At 61.4% G+C, this 14307-nt stretch carries 16 protein-coding genes and 1 other RNA gene; 10 read left to right on the top strand and 7 right to left on the bottom strand.

What is annotated here, in order from left to right; translation table 11 throughout:
• The first annotated feature begins 87 nt into the window (after positions 1-87).
• Positions 88-1182: a cell division protein ZapE gene (gene zapE / locus JV551A3_RS26530; RefSeq protein ID WP_112250287.1), complete on the top strand. Its 1095-nt coding sequence runs from the start codon at positions 88-90 to the stop codon at positions 1180-1182.
• A gap of 116 nt (positions 1183-1298) precedes the next feature.
• On the opposite strand, the gene JV551A3_RS26525 is transcribed toward zapE, so the two are convergent.
• Both JV551A3_RS26525 and JV551A3_RS26520 read right to left on the bottom strand, forming a co-directional pair.
• Positions 1299-2219 carry a GlxA family transcriptional regulator gene (locus JV551A3_RS26525; RefSeq protein ID WP_177421376.1) on the bottom strand — a complete coding sequence of 307 codons (921 nt, stop codon included), beginning with the start codon at positions 2217-2219 and terminating at the stop codon, positions 1299-1301.
• 274 nt (positions 2220-2493) lie between these two features.
• Positions 2494-3534, bottom strand: coding sequence for an NADP(H)-dependent aldo-keto reductase (locus JV551A3_RS26520; protein WP_133975292.1), 1041 nt, complete (start codon positions 3532-3534; stop codon positions 2494-2496).
• Between the two features lie 256 nt (positions 3535-3790).
• Between JV551A3_RS26520 and rplM the strand changes: the two genes are divergently transcribed.
• The 7 genes from rplM (at position 3791) to JV551A3_RS26485 (ending at position 8657) form a co-directional block, all read left to right on the top strand.
• Positions 3791-4219: a 50S ribosomal protein L13 gene (rplM, locus tag JV551A3_RS26515; RefSeq protein ID WP_003260798.1), complete on the top strand. Its 429-nt coding sequence runs from the start codon at positions 3791-3793 to the stop codon at positions 4217-4219.
• A 14-nt stretch (positions 4220-4233) separates the two neighbouring features.
• On the top strand, positions 4234-4626 hold the full coding sequence (gene rpsI, locus JV551A3_RS26510; RefSeq protein ID WP_003260797.1) for a 30S ribosomal protein S9: 393 nt from the start codon (positions 4234-4236) through the stop codon (positions 4624-4626).
• A 264-nt stretch (positions 4627-4890) separates the two neighbouring features.
• Positions 4891-5484: a ubiquinol-cytochrome c reductase iron-sulfur subunit gene (gene petA, locus JV551A3_RS26505; RefSeq protein WP_015271723.1), complete on the top strand. Its 594-nt coding sequence runs from the start codon at positions 4891-4893 to the stop codon at positions 5482-5484.
• Positions 5484-6695, top strand: a complete 1212-nt coding sequence (locus tag JV551A3_RS26500; RefSeq protein WP_024717460.1) for a cytochrome b — start codon at positions 5484-5486, stop codon at positions 6693-6695. The genes petA and JV551A3_RS26500 overlap by 1 nt, the downstream gene beginning before the upstream one ends.
• Entirely contained in the window at positions 6695-7474 is a 780-nt protein-coding gene (locus JV551A3_RS26495) for a cytochrome c1 (RefSeq protein WP_133975290.1), read from the top strand. The genes JV551A3_RS26500 and JV551A3_RS26495 overlap by 1 nt, the downstream gene beginning before the upstream one ends.
• A gap of 117 nt (positions 7475-7591) precedes the next feature.
• Positions 7592-8215 carry a glutathione S-transferase N-terminal domain-containing protein gene (locus JV551A3_RS26490; RefSeq protein ID WP_112250291.1) on the top strand — a complete coding sequence of 208 codons (624 nt, stop codon included), beginning with the start codon at positions 7592-7594 and terminating at the stop codon, positions 8213-8215.
• A 10-nt stretch (positions 8216-8225) separates the two neighbouring features.
• Positions 8226-8657, top strand: coding sequence for a ClpXP protease specificity-enhancing factor (locus JV551A3_RS26485; protein ID WP_133975288.1), 432 nt, complete (start codon positions 8226-8228; stop codon positions 8655-8657).
• A gap of 52 nt (positions 8658-8709) precedes the next feature.
• Here the strand turns inward: JV551A3_RS26485 and JV551A3_RS26480 are convergent, their stop codons facing one another.
• From JV551A3_RS26480 to JV551A3_RS26460, 5 genes are all read right to left on the bottom strand, one after another.
• Complete coding sequence (locus tag JV551A3_RS26480) at positions 8710-8928, bottom strand: YgdI/YgdR family lipoprotein (protein WP_112250295.1); 219 nt, start codon at positions 8926-8928, stop codon at positions 8710-8712.
• A 163-nt stretch (positions 8929-9091) separates the two neighbouring features.
• Positions 9092-9670 (bottom strand): BON domain-containing protein, encoded by a 579-nt coding sequence (locus JV551A3_RS26475; RefSeq protein ID WP_112250297.1) that lies wholly within the window; start codon positions 9668-9670, stop codon positions 9092-9094.
• Positions 9667-10260: a phosphoheptose isomerase gene (locus JV551A3_RS26470; RefSeq protein WP_056801807.1), complete on the bottom strand. Its 594-nt coding sequence runs from the start codon at positions 10258-10260 to the stop codon at positions 9667-9669. The genes JV551A3_RS26475 and JV551A3_RS26470 overlap by 4 nt, the downstream gene beginning before the upstream one ends.
• 86 nt (positions 10261-10346) lie before the next feature.
• The gene (locus JV551A3_RS26465) at positions 10347-10718 is read right to left on the bottom strand and encodes a YraN family protein (protein ID WP_112250299.1); all 372 of its coding nucleotides are present in this window, start codon (positions 10716-10718) and stop codon (positions 10347-10349) included.
• Positions 10718-12535 (bottom strand): penicillin-binding protein activator, encoded by a 1818-nt coding sequence (locus tag JV551A3_RS26460; RefSeq protein ID WP_133975286.1) that lies wholly within the window; start codon positions 12533-12535, stop codon positions 10718-10720. Before JV551A3_RS26460 ends, JV551A3_RS26465 begins: the two co-directional genes overlap by 1 nt.
• A 186-nt stretch (positions 12536-12721) precedes the next feature.
• Here JV551A3_RS26460 and rsmI point away from each other — a divergent pair, with 186 nt between their 5' ends.
• Together rsmI and rnpB are read left to right on the top strand one after the other, a co-directional pair.
• Complete coding sequence (gene rsmI / locus JV551A3_RS26455; protein WP_133975284.1) at positions 12722-13597, top strand: 16S rRNA (cytidine(1402)-2'-O)-methyltransferase; 876 nt, start codon at positions 12722-12724, stop codon at positions 13595-13597.
• A 67-nt stretch (positions 13598-13664) separates the two neighbouring features.
• An RNA gene (gene rnpB, locus JV551A3_RS26450) (RNase P RNA component class A) lies at positions 13665-14024 on the top strand.
• Positions 14025-14307 lie beyond the last annotated feature (283 nt).

The following is a 14307-nucleotide window of genomic DNA, read 5'->3' as shown; positions in this document are numbered from 1 at the left end:
TGAGGCATATTGACGCAAGTCGCATTGCCATTAAGCGGGCCTGTCGCTACAGTGACGGCCCGTTTTTTGTTGCCTCGCTAACGAATCATGACGCCCCTAGAACGATATCAAGCAGATCTGAAACGTCCCGACTTCTTCCATGACGCGGCGCAGGAAACTGCTGTGCGTCACCTGCAGCGCCTGTACGACGACCTGGTACATGCGCAGAACAACAAGCCGGGTGTGTTCGGCAAGCTGTTCGGCAAGAAGGAACAGACCCCGATCAAGGGCCTGTACTTCTGGGGTGGGGTAGGGCGCGGCAAGACCTACCTGGTCGATACCTTCTTCGAGGCGCTGCCGTTCAAGCAGAAGATGCGCACGCACTTCCACCGCTTCATGAAGCGTGTGCACGAGGAAATGAAAACCCTCAAGGGCGAGAAAAACCCGCTGACCATCATCGCCAAGCGCTTCAGCGAAGAAGCCAAGGTGATCTGCTTCGACGAATTCTTCGTGTCGGACATTACCGACGCGATGATCCTCGGCACCCTGATGGAAGAGTTGTTCAAGAACGGCGTATCGCTGGTGGCCACTTCCAACATCGTGCCGGACGGCCTGTACAAGGACGGCCTGCAGCGCGCGCGATTCCTGCCGGCCATCGCCATGATCAAGCAGTACACCGAGGTGGTGAACGTCGACAGCGGGGTCGACTACCGCCTGCGTCACCTGGAGCAGGCCGAGCTTTACCACTACCCGCTCGATGAAGCAGCGCACCAGAGCCTGCGCGCAAGCTTCAAGGCACTGACCCCCGAGTGCACCCAGGCGGTCGAGAACGACGTGCTGATGATCGAGAATCGACCGATCAATGCGCTGCTTACCTGTGACGACGTGGCCTGGTTCGACTTCCGCGCCCTGTGCGACGGCCCTCGCAGCCAGAACGACTACATCGAACTGGGCAAGATCTTCCATGCCGTACTGTTGAGCAACGTGGAGCAGATGGGGGTCACCACCGACGACATCGCCCGCCGCTTCATCAACATGGTGGATGAGTTCTACGACCGCAACGTCAAGCTGATCATCTCGGCCGAGGTGGAGCTGAAGGACCTGTATACCGGTGGGCGCCTGGCGTTCGAGTTCCAGCGCACCCTGAGCCGGTTGCTGGAGATGCAGTCGCACGAGTTCCTGGCACGGGCGCACAAGCCTTAAGATTCTTGGGGCCGCTTTGCGGCCCATCGCGACACAAGGCCGCTCCTACAGGGGTACGCGATCTCCTGTAGGAGCGGCCTTGTGTCGCGATGGGCTGCAAAGCAGCCCCATTGTCCTCAAGCTTCCTGCATGAACTGCTGCCGATACTGGTTCGGCGACAACTCGGTGTGCTGACGGAACAGCCGCGCAAAGAAACTGGCATCGTCATAGCCCACCTCGTAACTGATGGTCTTGATGCTCTTGCGCGTACTCGACAACAACCCCTTGGCCGTCTCGATCCGTAGCCGTTGCAGGTAATGCAGCGGCTTGTCACCCGTCGCGCCCTGGAAGCGGCGCATGAAGTTGCGAATGCTCATGCCGTGGTTGCGAGCCACATCCTCGAAGCGGAACTTGTCGGCGAAGTGTTCCTCCAGCCAGTGCTGGATCTGCAGGATGATCAGGTCCTGGTGCAACTTCTGCCCGCCAAAGCCCATGCGCCCCGGGGTGTAGTTGCGCTGCACTTCGTAGAGGATGTCGCGGGATACGGCGCGGGCCACGTTGGCGCCGCAGAAGCGTTCGATCAGGTAGATGTACAGGTCGCAGGCTGAAGTGGCGCCGCCAGCACAATAGATATTGTCGGCGTCGGTCAGGTGCTTGTCCTGGTTCAGCCGGATCTTCGGGAAACGTTCGGCAAAGCTGGTGAAGAAGCGCCAGTAGGTAGTCGCTTCCTTGCCGTCGAGCAGGCCGGACTCGGCCAGCCAGAAGACGCCACTGGCCTCGGCGCACAGCACCGCGCCACGCGCATGCTGTTCACGCAGCCACGGCAGCACCTGTGGATAACGTTGCAGCAGGTTGTCGAAGTCGTCCCAGAAGGCCGGGAGGATGATCACATCGGCGTCGTCAAGGCCACCTTCGACCGGCAGCTGCACATTGCTGAAGCTGTCAACGGGCTGGCCGTCCGGGCTCACCAGGCGGATCTCGAACATGGGCTGCAGGCCCAGGCCCAGCTGTTTGCTGTAGCGCAAGCTGGCGAGGTGGAAGAAATCCTTGGCCTGCATCAAGGTCGAAGCGAACACCTTGTCAATGGCCAGGATGCTGACGCGCCGCAGCGACGCGGAGGGTTGGGTAAACATCATTGTCATTGTTCTTATAGGGTAGAGTGGTCAATCACCGGCTGGATCGTCTTATTTTTTGGCGACTGTGTCTAGCCTGCTGCGCCGCACTGGTTTCTTCGCGGGCTCGCCCGCTCCCACAGGCACCGCGCACCGTTCAAGGGCTGTGCAGTACCTGTGGGAGCGGGCAAGCCCGCGAAGAAGCCCGCACAGGGTCCGCTCAAGGCGCCGGGTTCGGTTGCTCCTGGTGAATCGACTCGATCGCCGCCAGCAGTTCATCACTCAAACTCAGCTCGAGACTGGCCAGGTTGCTGTCCAGCTGCTCCAGGCTGGTCGCGCCAATGATGTTGCTGGTCACGAACGGCTGCCGGGTGACGAACGCCAGGGCCATCTGCGCCGGGTCCAGGCCGTGCTCGCGGGCCAGCTGCACATAACGGCTGCACGCCGCCACGGTCTGTGGATTGGAATAGCGGGCAAAGCGGCTGAACAGGGTCAGGCGCGCTTTCTCTGGCCGTGCGCCGTTCTCGTACTTGCCCGAAAGCATGCCGAACGCCAACGGTGAGTAGGCCAGCAGGCCGCACTGCTCGCGGATAGCGACTTCCGCCAGGCCCACCTCGAAGCTGCGGTTGAGCAGGTTGTACGGGTTCTGGATCGACACCGCCCGCGGCCAGCCACGGCTTTCGGCCAGTTGCAGGAACTTCATGGTGCCCCACGGCGTTTCGTTGGACAGGCCGATGTGGCGGATCTTGCCCGCGCGTACCTGCTCGTCCAGCGCTTCGAGGGTTTCTTCCAGCGGGGTGAAGTGGTCCTGGGGCAGGTGCTGGTAGCCCAGCTTGCCGAAGAAGTTGGTGTTGCGCTCCGGCCAATGCAGCTGGTACAGGTCGATGCGGTCGGTCTGCAGGCGCTTGAGGCTCTCGTCCAGCGCCGCGACGATGTGCTGGCGGTTGTGCTTGAGCTGGCCGTCGCGAATGTGGCTGATGCCGTTGCCGGGGCCTGCGACCTTGCTCGCCAGCACCCAGGCGTCGCGATCACCATTGGCCTTGAACCAGTTGCCGATGATGCGCTCGGTGGCGGCGTAGGTTTCGGGGCGGGGCGGTACCGGGTACATCTCGGCGGTATCGATGAAGTTGACCCCTGCGGCCTTGGCCCGGGCAATCTGCGCGAAGGCCTCGGCCTGGTCATTCTGTTCGCCCCAGGTCATGGTGCCCAGGCACAGGGCGCTGACGTTGAGGTCGGTACGGCCGAGCTGGCGGTATTCCATCGGATAGACACTCCTTGGCAAATGAAAACATCAAAGCAGGTTGAAATTTTTCGCGCAATCTGGATAATTCGGCAGCTCTCCGTGTGGCGGAAGTGATGCACCACCACGCAGGAAGAACCCCGTCGAACATTGGCGTGCCTGACCCGAGCCCCCAAAGCGTCAGCGTTCGGCTGCGCGCTTGCCCTTGGCAAGCTGTGCACTATCCAGTAAGATTCGCCGTCTATTTTTCGCTGGGCGGCCTCTGAGGCTTTAGAGAATGAAAACTTTTACTGCTAAACCGGAAACAGTAAAGCGCGAGTGGTTCGTAGTCGACGCCGCTGGCCAGACCCTGGGTCGTCTGGCTACCGAAATCGCTAGCCGTCTGCGTGGCAAACACAAACCAGAATACACCCCTCACGTTGACACCGGCGACTACATCGTCGTTATCAACGCCGAGCAGGTTCGTGTGACTGGTGCCAAGTCTTCCGACAAAATGTACTACTCCCACTCCGGTTTCCCGGGCGGTATCAAGGAAATCAACTTCGAGAAGTTGATCGCCAAGGCCCCTGAGCGTGTTATCGAAACTGCGGTCAAAGGCATGCTGCCGAAGAACCCGCTGGGTCGCGACATGTACCGCAAGCTGAAAGTGTACGCGGGTGCTGCTCACCCACACACTGCTCAGCAGCCTCAAGAACTGAAGATCTAACGGGATAGTTCATTATGTCGGCGACTCAAAACTACGGCACTGGCCGTCGCAAGACCGCAACCGCTCGCGTATTCCTGCGTCCGGGTACTGGTAACATTTCCATCAACAACCGTTCTCTGGACGTGTTCTTCGGTCGCGAAACCGCTCGCATGGTTGTTCGTCAGCCACTCGAGCTGACCGAAACCGTCGAGAAGTTCGACATCTACGTCACCGTTTCCGGTGGTGGTGTCAGCGGTCAAGCCGGTGCGATCCGTCACGGTATCACCCGCGCTCTGATGGAATACGACGAAACCCTGCGTGGCGCTCTGCGTCGTGCTGGCTACGTCACCCGCGACGCTCGTGAAGTCGAGCGTAAGAAAGTGGGTCTGCGTAAAGCGCGTAAGCGTCCTCAGTACTCCAAGCGTTAATACCGCTTCGGCAGTCGAAAAAAGCCCGGTTCCTTGGAACCGGGCTTTTTTTATGTCTTGAACTAACCTGTCAGCATGTCAGTGACCACTTGTCGCATAGACGCAGATCAAGCAAAGCGCGGGTAGTGCCCCCTGGCTGGGGTATTCACCTTGTCAGTGTGTGGATTTGTTTCTTACCATGGCGACCAATTTTTAGCGCCACTGACACAACCTAAGTACAGGGTCTGGTTCAACAGGCCAAGCAAGCTGATGGGAGAGGACTGAATGAGCAATGACGGCGTCAACGCAGGCCGGCGCCGCTTCCTCGTAGCCGCGACATCTGTAGTCGGGGCGGCGGGGGCAGTGGGGGCTGCGGTACCGTTCGTGGGGTCATGGTTTCCCAGTGCCAAGGCGAAAGCCGCAGGTGCACCGGTGAAGGTCAATATCGCCAAGGTCGAGGCCGGGCAGCAGATGGTGGCCGAGTGGCGTGGCCAGCCGGTGTTCATCGTGCGGCGAACGGACGAAATTCTCGGTAACCTGAAAAAGGTCGTTGGTGATCTGGCTGACCCTGAGTCCAAGGCCTCGGTACAGCCCACCTATGTCGACCCACAGGTCCGTTCGATCAAGCCGGAAATCCTCATCCTCGTCGGCCTGTGCACGCACCTGGGCTGCTCGCCCACCTTCCGCCCGGAAGTCGCACCCGCCGACCTTGGGCCGAAATGGGTCGGTGGCTATTTCTGCCCGTGCCACGGCTCCCACTACGACCTGGCTGGCCGTGTCTACAAGTCGCAGCCGGCGCCCCTCAACCTGCCCGTGCCACCGCACTCTTACGAGTCGGACGAGATCGTCGTCATCGGCGTTGACCAGGAGAACGCATGATGAGCAAGTTCATGGACTGGATTGATGCTCGCTTCCCCGCCACCAAGATGTGGGAAGACCACCTGAGCAAGTATTACGCGCCCAAGAACTTCAACTTCCTGTACTTCTTCGGCTCCCTGGCGCTGCTGGTGCTGGTCAACCAGATCGTCACTGGTGTGTGGCTGACCATGAGCTTCACGCCCTCGGCAGAAGAGGCATTCGCCTCGGTCGAGTACATCATGCGTGACGTGGAGTACGGCTGGATCCTGCGCTACCTGCACTCCACCGGTGCGTCGGCGTTCTTCATCGTGGTCTACCTGCACATGTTCCGCGGCTTGCTCTACGGCTCGTATCAGAAGCCTCGCGAGCTGGTGTGGCTGTTCGGCATGCTGATCTACCTGGCGCTGATGGCCGAAGCCTTCATGGGTTACCTGCTGCCGTGGGGGCAGATGTCCTACTGGGGTGCCCAGGTGATCATTTCGCTGTTTGGTGCCATCCCGGTGATCGGTGACGACCTCACCCAGTGGATCCGTGGTGACTACCTGATCTCGGGCATCACCCTGAACCGCTTCTTCGCCCTGCACGTGGTGGCCTTGCCGATCGTCATCCTCGGCCTGGTGGTACTGCACATCCTCGCCCTGCACGAAGTGGGTTCGAACAACCCTGACGGCGTCGACATCAAGAAGAAAAAGGACGAAAACGGCATCCCGCTGGACGGCATCCCGTTCCATCCGTACTACACCGTGAAGGACATTGTCGGTGTGGTGGTGTTCCTGTTCGTGTTCTGCGCCGTGGTGTTCTTCTTCCCTGAAATGGGCGGCTACTTCCTGGAGAAACCGAACTTCGAGCAGGCCAACGCCTTCAAGACCCCCGAGCACATTGCGCCTGTGTGGTACTTCACACCGTTCTACGCGATCCTGCGTGCGGTGCCTGACAAGCTGATGGGCGTCATCGCCATGGGTGCGGCCATTGCCGTGCTGTTCGTGCTGCCCTGGCTCGACCGCAGCCCGGTGCGCTCCATGCGCTACAAGGGCTGGATCAGCAAGCTCTTCCTGCTGGTGTTCTGTGTGGCCTTCGTCATCCTCGGCGTGCTCGGCGTATTGGCGCCGACACCCGGGCGTACCTTGCTGTCGCAGGTGTGCACGGTGTTGTACTTCGCCTACTTCCTGCTGATGCCGTTCTACACAAGGCTCGAGAAGACCAAACCGGTTCCGGAAAGGGTGACTGGCTGATGAAAAAGTTGATTGCAGTATTTTTGCTGGCAGTGATGCCTGCCTTTTCCTTCGCGGCCGAACATGGCCTGGAGCTGGACAAGGTCGACATCGACCTGAGCGACAAGGCCGCCATGCAGGACGGTGCGCGTACCTTTGCCAACTATTGCATGGGTTGCCACAGCGCCAAGTTCCAGCGTTACGAGCGGGTGGCCGATGACCTTGGCATCCCCCACGAGCTGATGCTCGAGAAGCTGGTGTTCACCGGTGCCAAGATCGGTGACCACATGCAGATCGGCATGAAGCCCAGCGATGCCAAGACCTGGTTCGGCGCCGCACCGCCCGACCTGACCCTGGTAGCCCGGGTGCGTGGCACCGACTGGCTGTACACCTATCTGCGCAGCTTCTACGAGGACCCATCGCGGCCTTACGGGGTGAACAACAAGGTGTTCCCGAACGTCGGCATGCCTAACGTGCTGGTCGGCCTGCAAGGCAACCAGGTGGTTGGCTGCAAACAGGTGCAGACCGTGACCGATGGCAAGAAGCAATTCGACCCGTTGACCGGTAGCCCCATCACCCATGAAGCCTGCGACCAGCTGACCATTACGCCGAAATCCGGTACCCTGACGACCGAGCAGTTCGACGAGAAGGTCAAGAACCTGGTGACCTTCCTGGCCTATTCGGCCAACCCGGTCAAACTGGAAAGCCAGCGCATCGGTACCTATGTGTTGCTGTACCTGGCTTTCTTCTTCGTATTCGCCTACTTGCTCAAGCGTGAATACTGGAAGGACGTGCACTGATCACGCAGTAGTTTCTGGTTGTTGAACGCGCCCGGGGCGCCCCCGCAGAAATGCGAGGGTGCCCCGGGCGCGTTTTCATTTACAGTTGCACAAGCATCTCGTGCGAGGAGCCGCTACATGGGCGCAACCAACAGGTTAGCCTGCTATTCCGATCCCGCTGACCACTATTCCCATCGGGTACGCCTGGTGCTGGCGGAGAAGGGCGTCAGCGTGCAGGTCATCGATGTCGACCCCGCCCGCCTGCCGCCCAGGCTGGCCGAGGTCAACCCTTACGGCAGCCTGCCGACGCTGGTTGACCGTGACCTGGCGTTGTATGAATCGACCGTGGTGATGGAATACCTCGAAGAGCGTTACCCACACCCGCCGCTGATGCCGGTCTACCCGGTTGCGCGCGGCAACAGCCGTCTGCTGATGCACCGCATTCAGCGCGACTGGTGTGTTCTGGCCGATACCGTACTCGATTCGCGCAGCAGCGAGGCTGCCCGCACCGAGGCGCGCAAGGCCCTGCGTGAAAGCCTGACCGGCGTTTCGCCCCTGTTCAATGAATTCGCCTGTTTCATGAGCGATGAGCAAAGCCTGGTCGATTGTTGTCTACTGCCCATACTCTGGCGTTTGCCGGTGTTGGGCATCGAGTTGCCGCGGCAAGCCAAGCCGCTGCTGGATTACATGGAGCGGCAGTTCGCCCGCGAGCCTTTCCAGGCGAGCCTGTCCTCCGTAGAACGTGAAATGCGCAAGCTTTAAGGAGCCGTTGATGAACTCCAGTCGCCCCTATCTGGTTCGAGCACTGTACGAGTGGATCGTCGACAACGATTGCACGCCCCATATGCTGGTCAACGCCGAATTTCCCAAGGTTCAGGTGCCGGACGGTTTCGCCAGTGATGGCCAGATCGTCCTGAACATCTCGCCAAGCGCCGTGCGCAGTTTGCACATGGACAACGATGCGGTCAGCTTCGAGGGCCGTTTCAGTGGTGTGGCCCATTCGCTGTTCGTGCCGGTTGGCGCCATCCTGGGTATCTACGCCCGCGAAAATGGCCAGGGCATGGTCTTCGAGCTGGAGCCGCCACTGATGGATGGCGATGAGCAGGAAGATGATGATGTGCAGCCGGATGACGATGGCCCGCCAGGGGGTGGTGGCCAGCCGCCACGTCCGACTGGCCGACCAAGCCTGAAAGTGGTCAAGTAACAAAAAAAGGCGATCCAACCGGATCGCCTTTTTCTTTACCGCCAAGCCTGGCTCACAGGTCGCTGATGGTGCGTACCTGGTCCTTGTTGATGCGGGTGCGTTTGCCGTCGAGTTGCTGGAATTCGTAGAAGCCGGAGTCTGCGTCGTACTGCGGTACGTCGACCGTCTGGATTTCGCGGCCATCGTTGAGGATGATCTGGCTAGGGGTGGAGCAGCCGGCCAGGGTGGCGAAGGTGCCGAACAGCAGGGCAGGCAGCAGAAGCTTTTTCATGCGGTGTTTCCTGGGTATCTGAAAGGATGGAACAGGGTTGTAGCCTGTGCTGGCCTCTTCGCGGGTAAACCCGCTCCCACAGGAATACCACAAGCTCGAAAGCCGTGAGATCCCTGTGGGAGCGGGTTTACCCGCGAAGAGGCCGGCTCAGGCAATCAATGAATCAGTCGATGTACTCGAACAACTTGACGATCTTCTGCACGCCCGACACGCCTTGTACCACGGCAGTGGCCGAGTTGGCCTCCTGCTGGGTCACCAGGCCGAGCAGGTAGACGATGCCGTTCTCGGTAATCACCTTGATGCGCGAGCTTGGCACGGCATTGTCGGTCAGCATCTGGGTCTTGATCTTGGTGGTCAGCCAGGCGTCGTTGTTGCGCGCCAGGATCGAGGAAGGCTGCATCACCTGCAGCTCGTTGTGCACTTTCTTGACCCTCTGTACCTGGCTGGCGGTCTGCTCTGCGAGGCTCTTGAGGTCGGCGCGCGGGGTCTGCCCGGCCAACAGGACGATGCCGTTGTAGCTGCTGACAACGATGTGCGAGCCTTTGTCCAGGTCAGGGCTGGCCTTGGCGATGTTGACCGAGGCCTTGGTTTCGATCAGCGAGTCGTCGATCTTGCTGCCGATGGTGCGCGTGCCCCGATCGTCTTCGATCGGCGAATTGCGGGTAGATGTCAATACCGAGCTGCAACCAGTGACGCTCAGGCACAGGGTCAGGGCCATAAGGCCGAGGCGCATAGGGTTCATTCTTCACTCCCGAACAGTTGGCTGTCGATCAGATCACACAGGCAGTGGATCGCCAGCAGGTGGACTTCCTGGATGCGCGCGGTAACCGTCGAAGGCACGCGAATTTCCACGTCTTCGGGCAGCAGCAACGAAGCCATGCCGCCGCCATCGCGACCAGTCAATGCTACGACAATCATTTCGCGGTCATGTGCGGCCTGGATCGCCTGGATGATGTTGGCCGAGTTGCCGCTGGTGGAGATCGCCAGCAGAACGTCACCGGGCTGGCCCAGCGCGCGGATCTGCTTGGAAAAGACTTCGTTGTAGCTGTAGTCGTTGGCGATCGAGGTCAGGGTCGAGCTGTCGGTGGTCAGCGCGATGGCCGGCAGGCTCGGGCGTTCGCGCTCGAAGCGGTTGAGCAGCTCCGAGGAAAAATGCTGGGCATCGCCGGCCGAGCCGCCGTTGCCGCAGGCGAGCATCTTGCCCTCGTTGAGCAGCGCGTTGACCATGACCAGGCTGGCCTGCTCGATGTGCGGTGCCAGGATGTCCATTGCCTGTTGCTTGGTATCGATGCTGGCCTGGAACAGCCGGCGAATTCGGGATTGCATGTCCATCTGGTGACCTTAAGTGGGGCGGTGGTCTTTGCTACGCGCAACAACGACCAGCCCGCGAAACATAGAGCAAAAAAATCGGAGTGGGTTCAGCATTCGAAGGCGTTTTTCAGCCATTGAAGCGGTCTGCCTGCATGGTGGCTGCCCTGCAGGGCGACTACGTCGAAGCGGCAGGGGTGGTTGCCCCAGTGGGGCTCCTTCTGCAGGAACAGGCTGGCGGCGAGCACCAGCCGTTTCTGCTTGCGCCCGTCGATGCTGCCGAGAGCGCCACCGAAGCCCGCGTGCAACCGGTAGCGGACTTCGACGAATACTACTGTATCGGCGTCGAGCATGACCAGATCAAGCTCACCGCCTTTGCATCGCCAGTTGCGCGCCAGCAGTTGCAGGCCCTTCCCCTGGAGGTACTCGAGGGCCTGGGTTTCTGCTGCCTGCCCGGCGCTGGTGGGCGACGCTGCTGCCATCAGCGAGTGGTGTCAGGCAGGCGCTGGACCTGGCCGCCGACGAACTCGGCCCAAGGCAGCTGGCGCTCGACACGCTGGTTGGCGTTCATGCTCAAGCTGCCCGAAAGGCCCAGTACGCGGTTGTCCGGCAGCGCTTTCAGCTGGCCGAGTCGCGGCGCCAGGCTGTAGGCGTCAACGCCCATGGCATACAGGCGGCCCAGGCTGCCGGCGGCCTGTGGCCACTGCTGCACGACCTGCTGGCGCAGGCTGTTGCTGGTGTCGAGCAGCCATGGGGTTTCGCAGAAGCGGATACCGTTCATGTCCTTGTACTGGTTGACGTCACCACTGGCGCTGTACAGGTTCGAGGTGGCGTAGACCGGTACGTCACCGGCGTACTGGAAGTTCAGGGTCGGCTTGATCTGTTGGGCCTGTTGCGGGGTCGAGGCGAGGAAGATGAAGTCGATGTCCTGGCGGCGCGACGGCTGCGCGGCGATGCTGCCGCCTACCGTGCTCTGCAGGCTCTTGGCGCGGCCTTCGCTCTGGCGCAGCTGGAACAGGTCGGCAATCTGCTGGGCCAGGGCCACCGGCTGAGCGATGCGCTCCGCGGCAAGCAGGGTGCCACCGTTGCCTTCCCAGTCCTGGCGGAAGGCGGCAAGCACGCGGTCGCCCCATTCGCCGCTCGGCACCAGGGCCACGGCGCGAACCATGCCGTCGGCGCGGGCGCGGCGGGCCACTTCACGGGCTTCGTCTTCGGCAGCCAGGCCGAACTGGAACAGCTGCGGCGGAGCCTTCTGGCCGGCGTCGGCGTAGTTGAGGGCCAGGGTGGTGATCGGCAGTTGTGGCTTGGCAGCCAGTTGCTTGACCAGCGGTTTTTCCAGCGGGCCGATGACCAGCTGTACGCCTGCGGCCTGGGCCTGGCGATAGAAGTCGTCGAGCGAGCCGATGCGCGAGCTGTCGAATACCTGCACGGCTGGCGCCTGCTGGCCGGCTTGCTGGGCCTGGAAGTGTGCAGCCATGAAGCCGTCACGCAGGGCGCGGGCAACACCGGCCAGCGGGCCTTCCTGAGGCAGCAGCAGGGCAATCTTGGTCAGCGGCTGGCTGGCCAGCTCCTTGAGCTTGGTCAGCGCCAGCGGCAGTTGCTGGGCTGCCGGGTGGTCCGGGTGCTGCTTGACCCAGGCGTCGATCGCCGCTTGCTGCTGCTCCAGGGTGCCGGCGCTTTTTACTGCGAAGGCAAGGCTGGTCCAGCCGGCCAGGGTCTGGTCGTTGCCCGGCTGCTGCAGTTGCTCTGCCGGCAGCGAGGCGACCAGAGCCCAGATGGCGTCATTGTTGGCGCTGGCGGCCTGGCCGCTGAGCAGCGGGGCCAGCAGCACGCGCTGTTGCGCGGCGGCCAAGGCCTGGCCATCGGCTTCGAGGGCGGCGGCGTGCACGCTGTAGGTGCGCGCTTGCTGTTCTTCCGGCAGTTCGGCGACGCGCTGCAGGCTGGGGTGGGCCAGGGCGGTCAAGGCAGCCTTGGGCTGGTTGCGGCTCATGGCCAGCTCGGCACCCAGGGTGCTGGCGAACACTTGCTGGGCCGGCTTGAGCGTGTCCAGCGGCACCTGCTCGAGGATGCGTGCGGCGCGTGGGAAGTCCTTCTGCCTGTAGGCCAGGTCGGCTGCGCTCAGGCGCAGCAGTGCGGCGTCTTCCGCGGACTTGCTGGAAGCAGCCTTTTCGAGCAGTTGCTCGATGCTGGCGTCCGGGGTGCGTGGCAGTTCGCCCAGGCTGGATGAGGGCGAGCTGGCGCAGGCTGCCAGCAAGGCAGCAAGGCAGAGGGCTGTGAACAGCCGCAGGCAAGCGATCATGTAAAGGTCCTGTTACTCGATCAAGGTGGCCGGCAATTGTACCCAAGCGCTGGCCGGGGCGCGATGTTGCCGTGTCGATCCTTCACTATAGGTGGCCTGCCATCGGTCGTCGGCGAAGTTCTTTGCGCCCTGTTGCAGGCGCTCGGGCTACAATGGCGCCTTTGATCCGAACGACAGGTGTGCGCAGTGACTGATGTGGCAGGGGCTTCGAAATCCACGGTGGGGACGCTGTATGTGGTCGCAACCCCTATCGGCAACCTCGACGACATGAGCGCCCGGGCGCTGAAGGTGCTGGCGGATGTGGCCCTGATCGCGGCGGAAGACACTCGTCATTCGATCCGCCTGCTGCAGCACTTCGGTATCGACACGCCACTGGCAGCCTGCCATGAGCACAACGAGCGTGACGAGGGCGGGCGTTTTCTCACCAAGCTGCTGGCGGGCGAGAATGTGGCGTTGGTTTCCGATGCCGGCACGCCGCTGATTTCCGACCCGGGGTACCACCTGGTGCGCCAGGCGCGGGCTGCGGGGGTGAACGTGGTGCCGGTGCCGGGCGCCTGCGCTCTGATCGCCGCGCTGTCGGCAGCTGGCCTGCCGTCGGACCGCTTCATCTTCGAAGGCTTCCTGCCGGCCAAGGCGGCGGGGCGCCGGGCACGCCTGGAGCAGGTAAAGGAAGAGCCGCGCACGCTGATCTTCTACGAAGCCCCGCACCGTATCCTGGAATGCCTTGAAGACATGGAGGCGGTATTCGGTGGCGAGCGCCCGGCGCTTTTGGCGCGCGAGCTGACCAAGACCTTCGAGACCCTCAAGGGCCTGCCCCTGGCCGAGTTGCGTGCGTTCGTTGCCGCTGACAGCAACCAGCAGCGTGGTGAGTGCGTGGTGTTGGTGGGTGGCTGGAGCGCGCCGGAGGGCGAGCAGGCGATCAGTACCGAGGCGCAGCGGGTGCTCGACTTGCTGCTGGCCGAGCTGCCACTCAAGCGGGCGGCGGCGCTGGCTGCGGAAATTACCGGGGTGCGCAAGAACCTGCTGTATCAACTTGCCCTGGAAAAGCAGAAAGCCGAGTAGTGGCATATTGATATAAATGCCGGTATTGCTTGTTCTCGGGCGCGCGTGCCGTTAATCTTGGCGGCGGAGAGTCGATCGGACAGTCGCTGCCTGCTTTTGTTCCGCAACAGCAGGGGGAGGAAAGTCCGGGCTCCATAGGGCAGAGTGCCAGGTAACGCCTGGGAGGCGCGAGCCTACGGAAAGTGCCACAGAAAATAACCGCCTAAGCACTTCGGTGCCGGTAAGGGTGAAAAGGTGCGGTAAGAGCGCACCGCACGGCTGGCAACAGTTCGTGGCTAGGTAAACCCCACTCGGAGCAAGACCAAATAGGGTTCCATCAGGCGTGGCCCGCGTCGGAACCGGGTAGGTTGCTAGAGGCGTCCAGTGATGGCCGTCGTAGAGGAATGACTGTCCTCGACAAAACCCGGCTTACAGATCGACTCTCCACCTTTCCTTCCCTGCTTATTCGATAGCAGATGCCCTCTGGTAATACCGAAAAAATCTTACTCTTGATAAATCACTTTAACTTCGAACTCCATTCGCCTGCGTGGGTTTGATTTTTCTCGCGTTTTTTTCTCCGCGGTAGTCCTTCCCCATTCTTTTATTGCGCTAAATCTCGGTCCTGTAAGGCTTTTCCTTCCGAACGTGCCTTGACGGTGCTGCGGGCGGATTCCTATAGTGTGCGCAAGTGGCAGAAAGTGGGATGAAGTGGGTTTTCTGACACAAAAAAG

Source organism: Pseudomonas inefficax (genome assembly GCF_900277125.1).
In the GTDB taxonomy this organism is placed as follows: domain Bacteria; phylum Pseudomonadota; class Gammaproteobacteria; order Pseudomonadales; family Pseudomonadaceae; genus Aquipseudomonas; species Aquipseudomonas inefficax.
The sequence above is the reverse complement of the archived record's forward strand: the minus strand, read 5'-3'. Positions and strand labels throughout refer to the sequence as shown.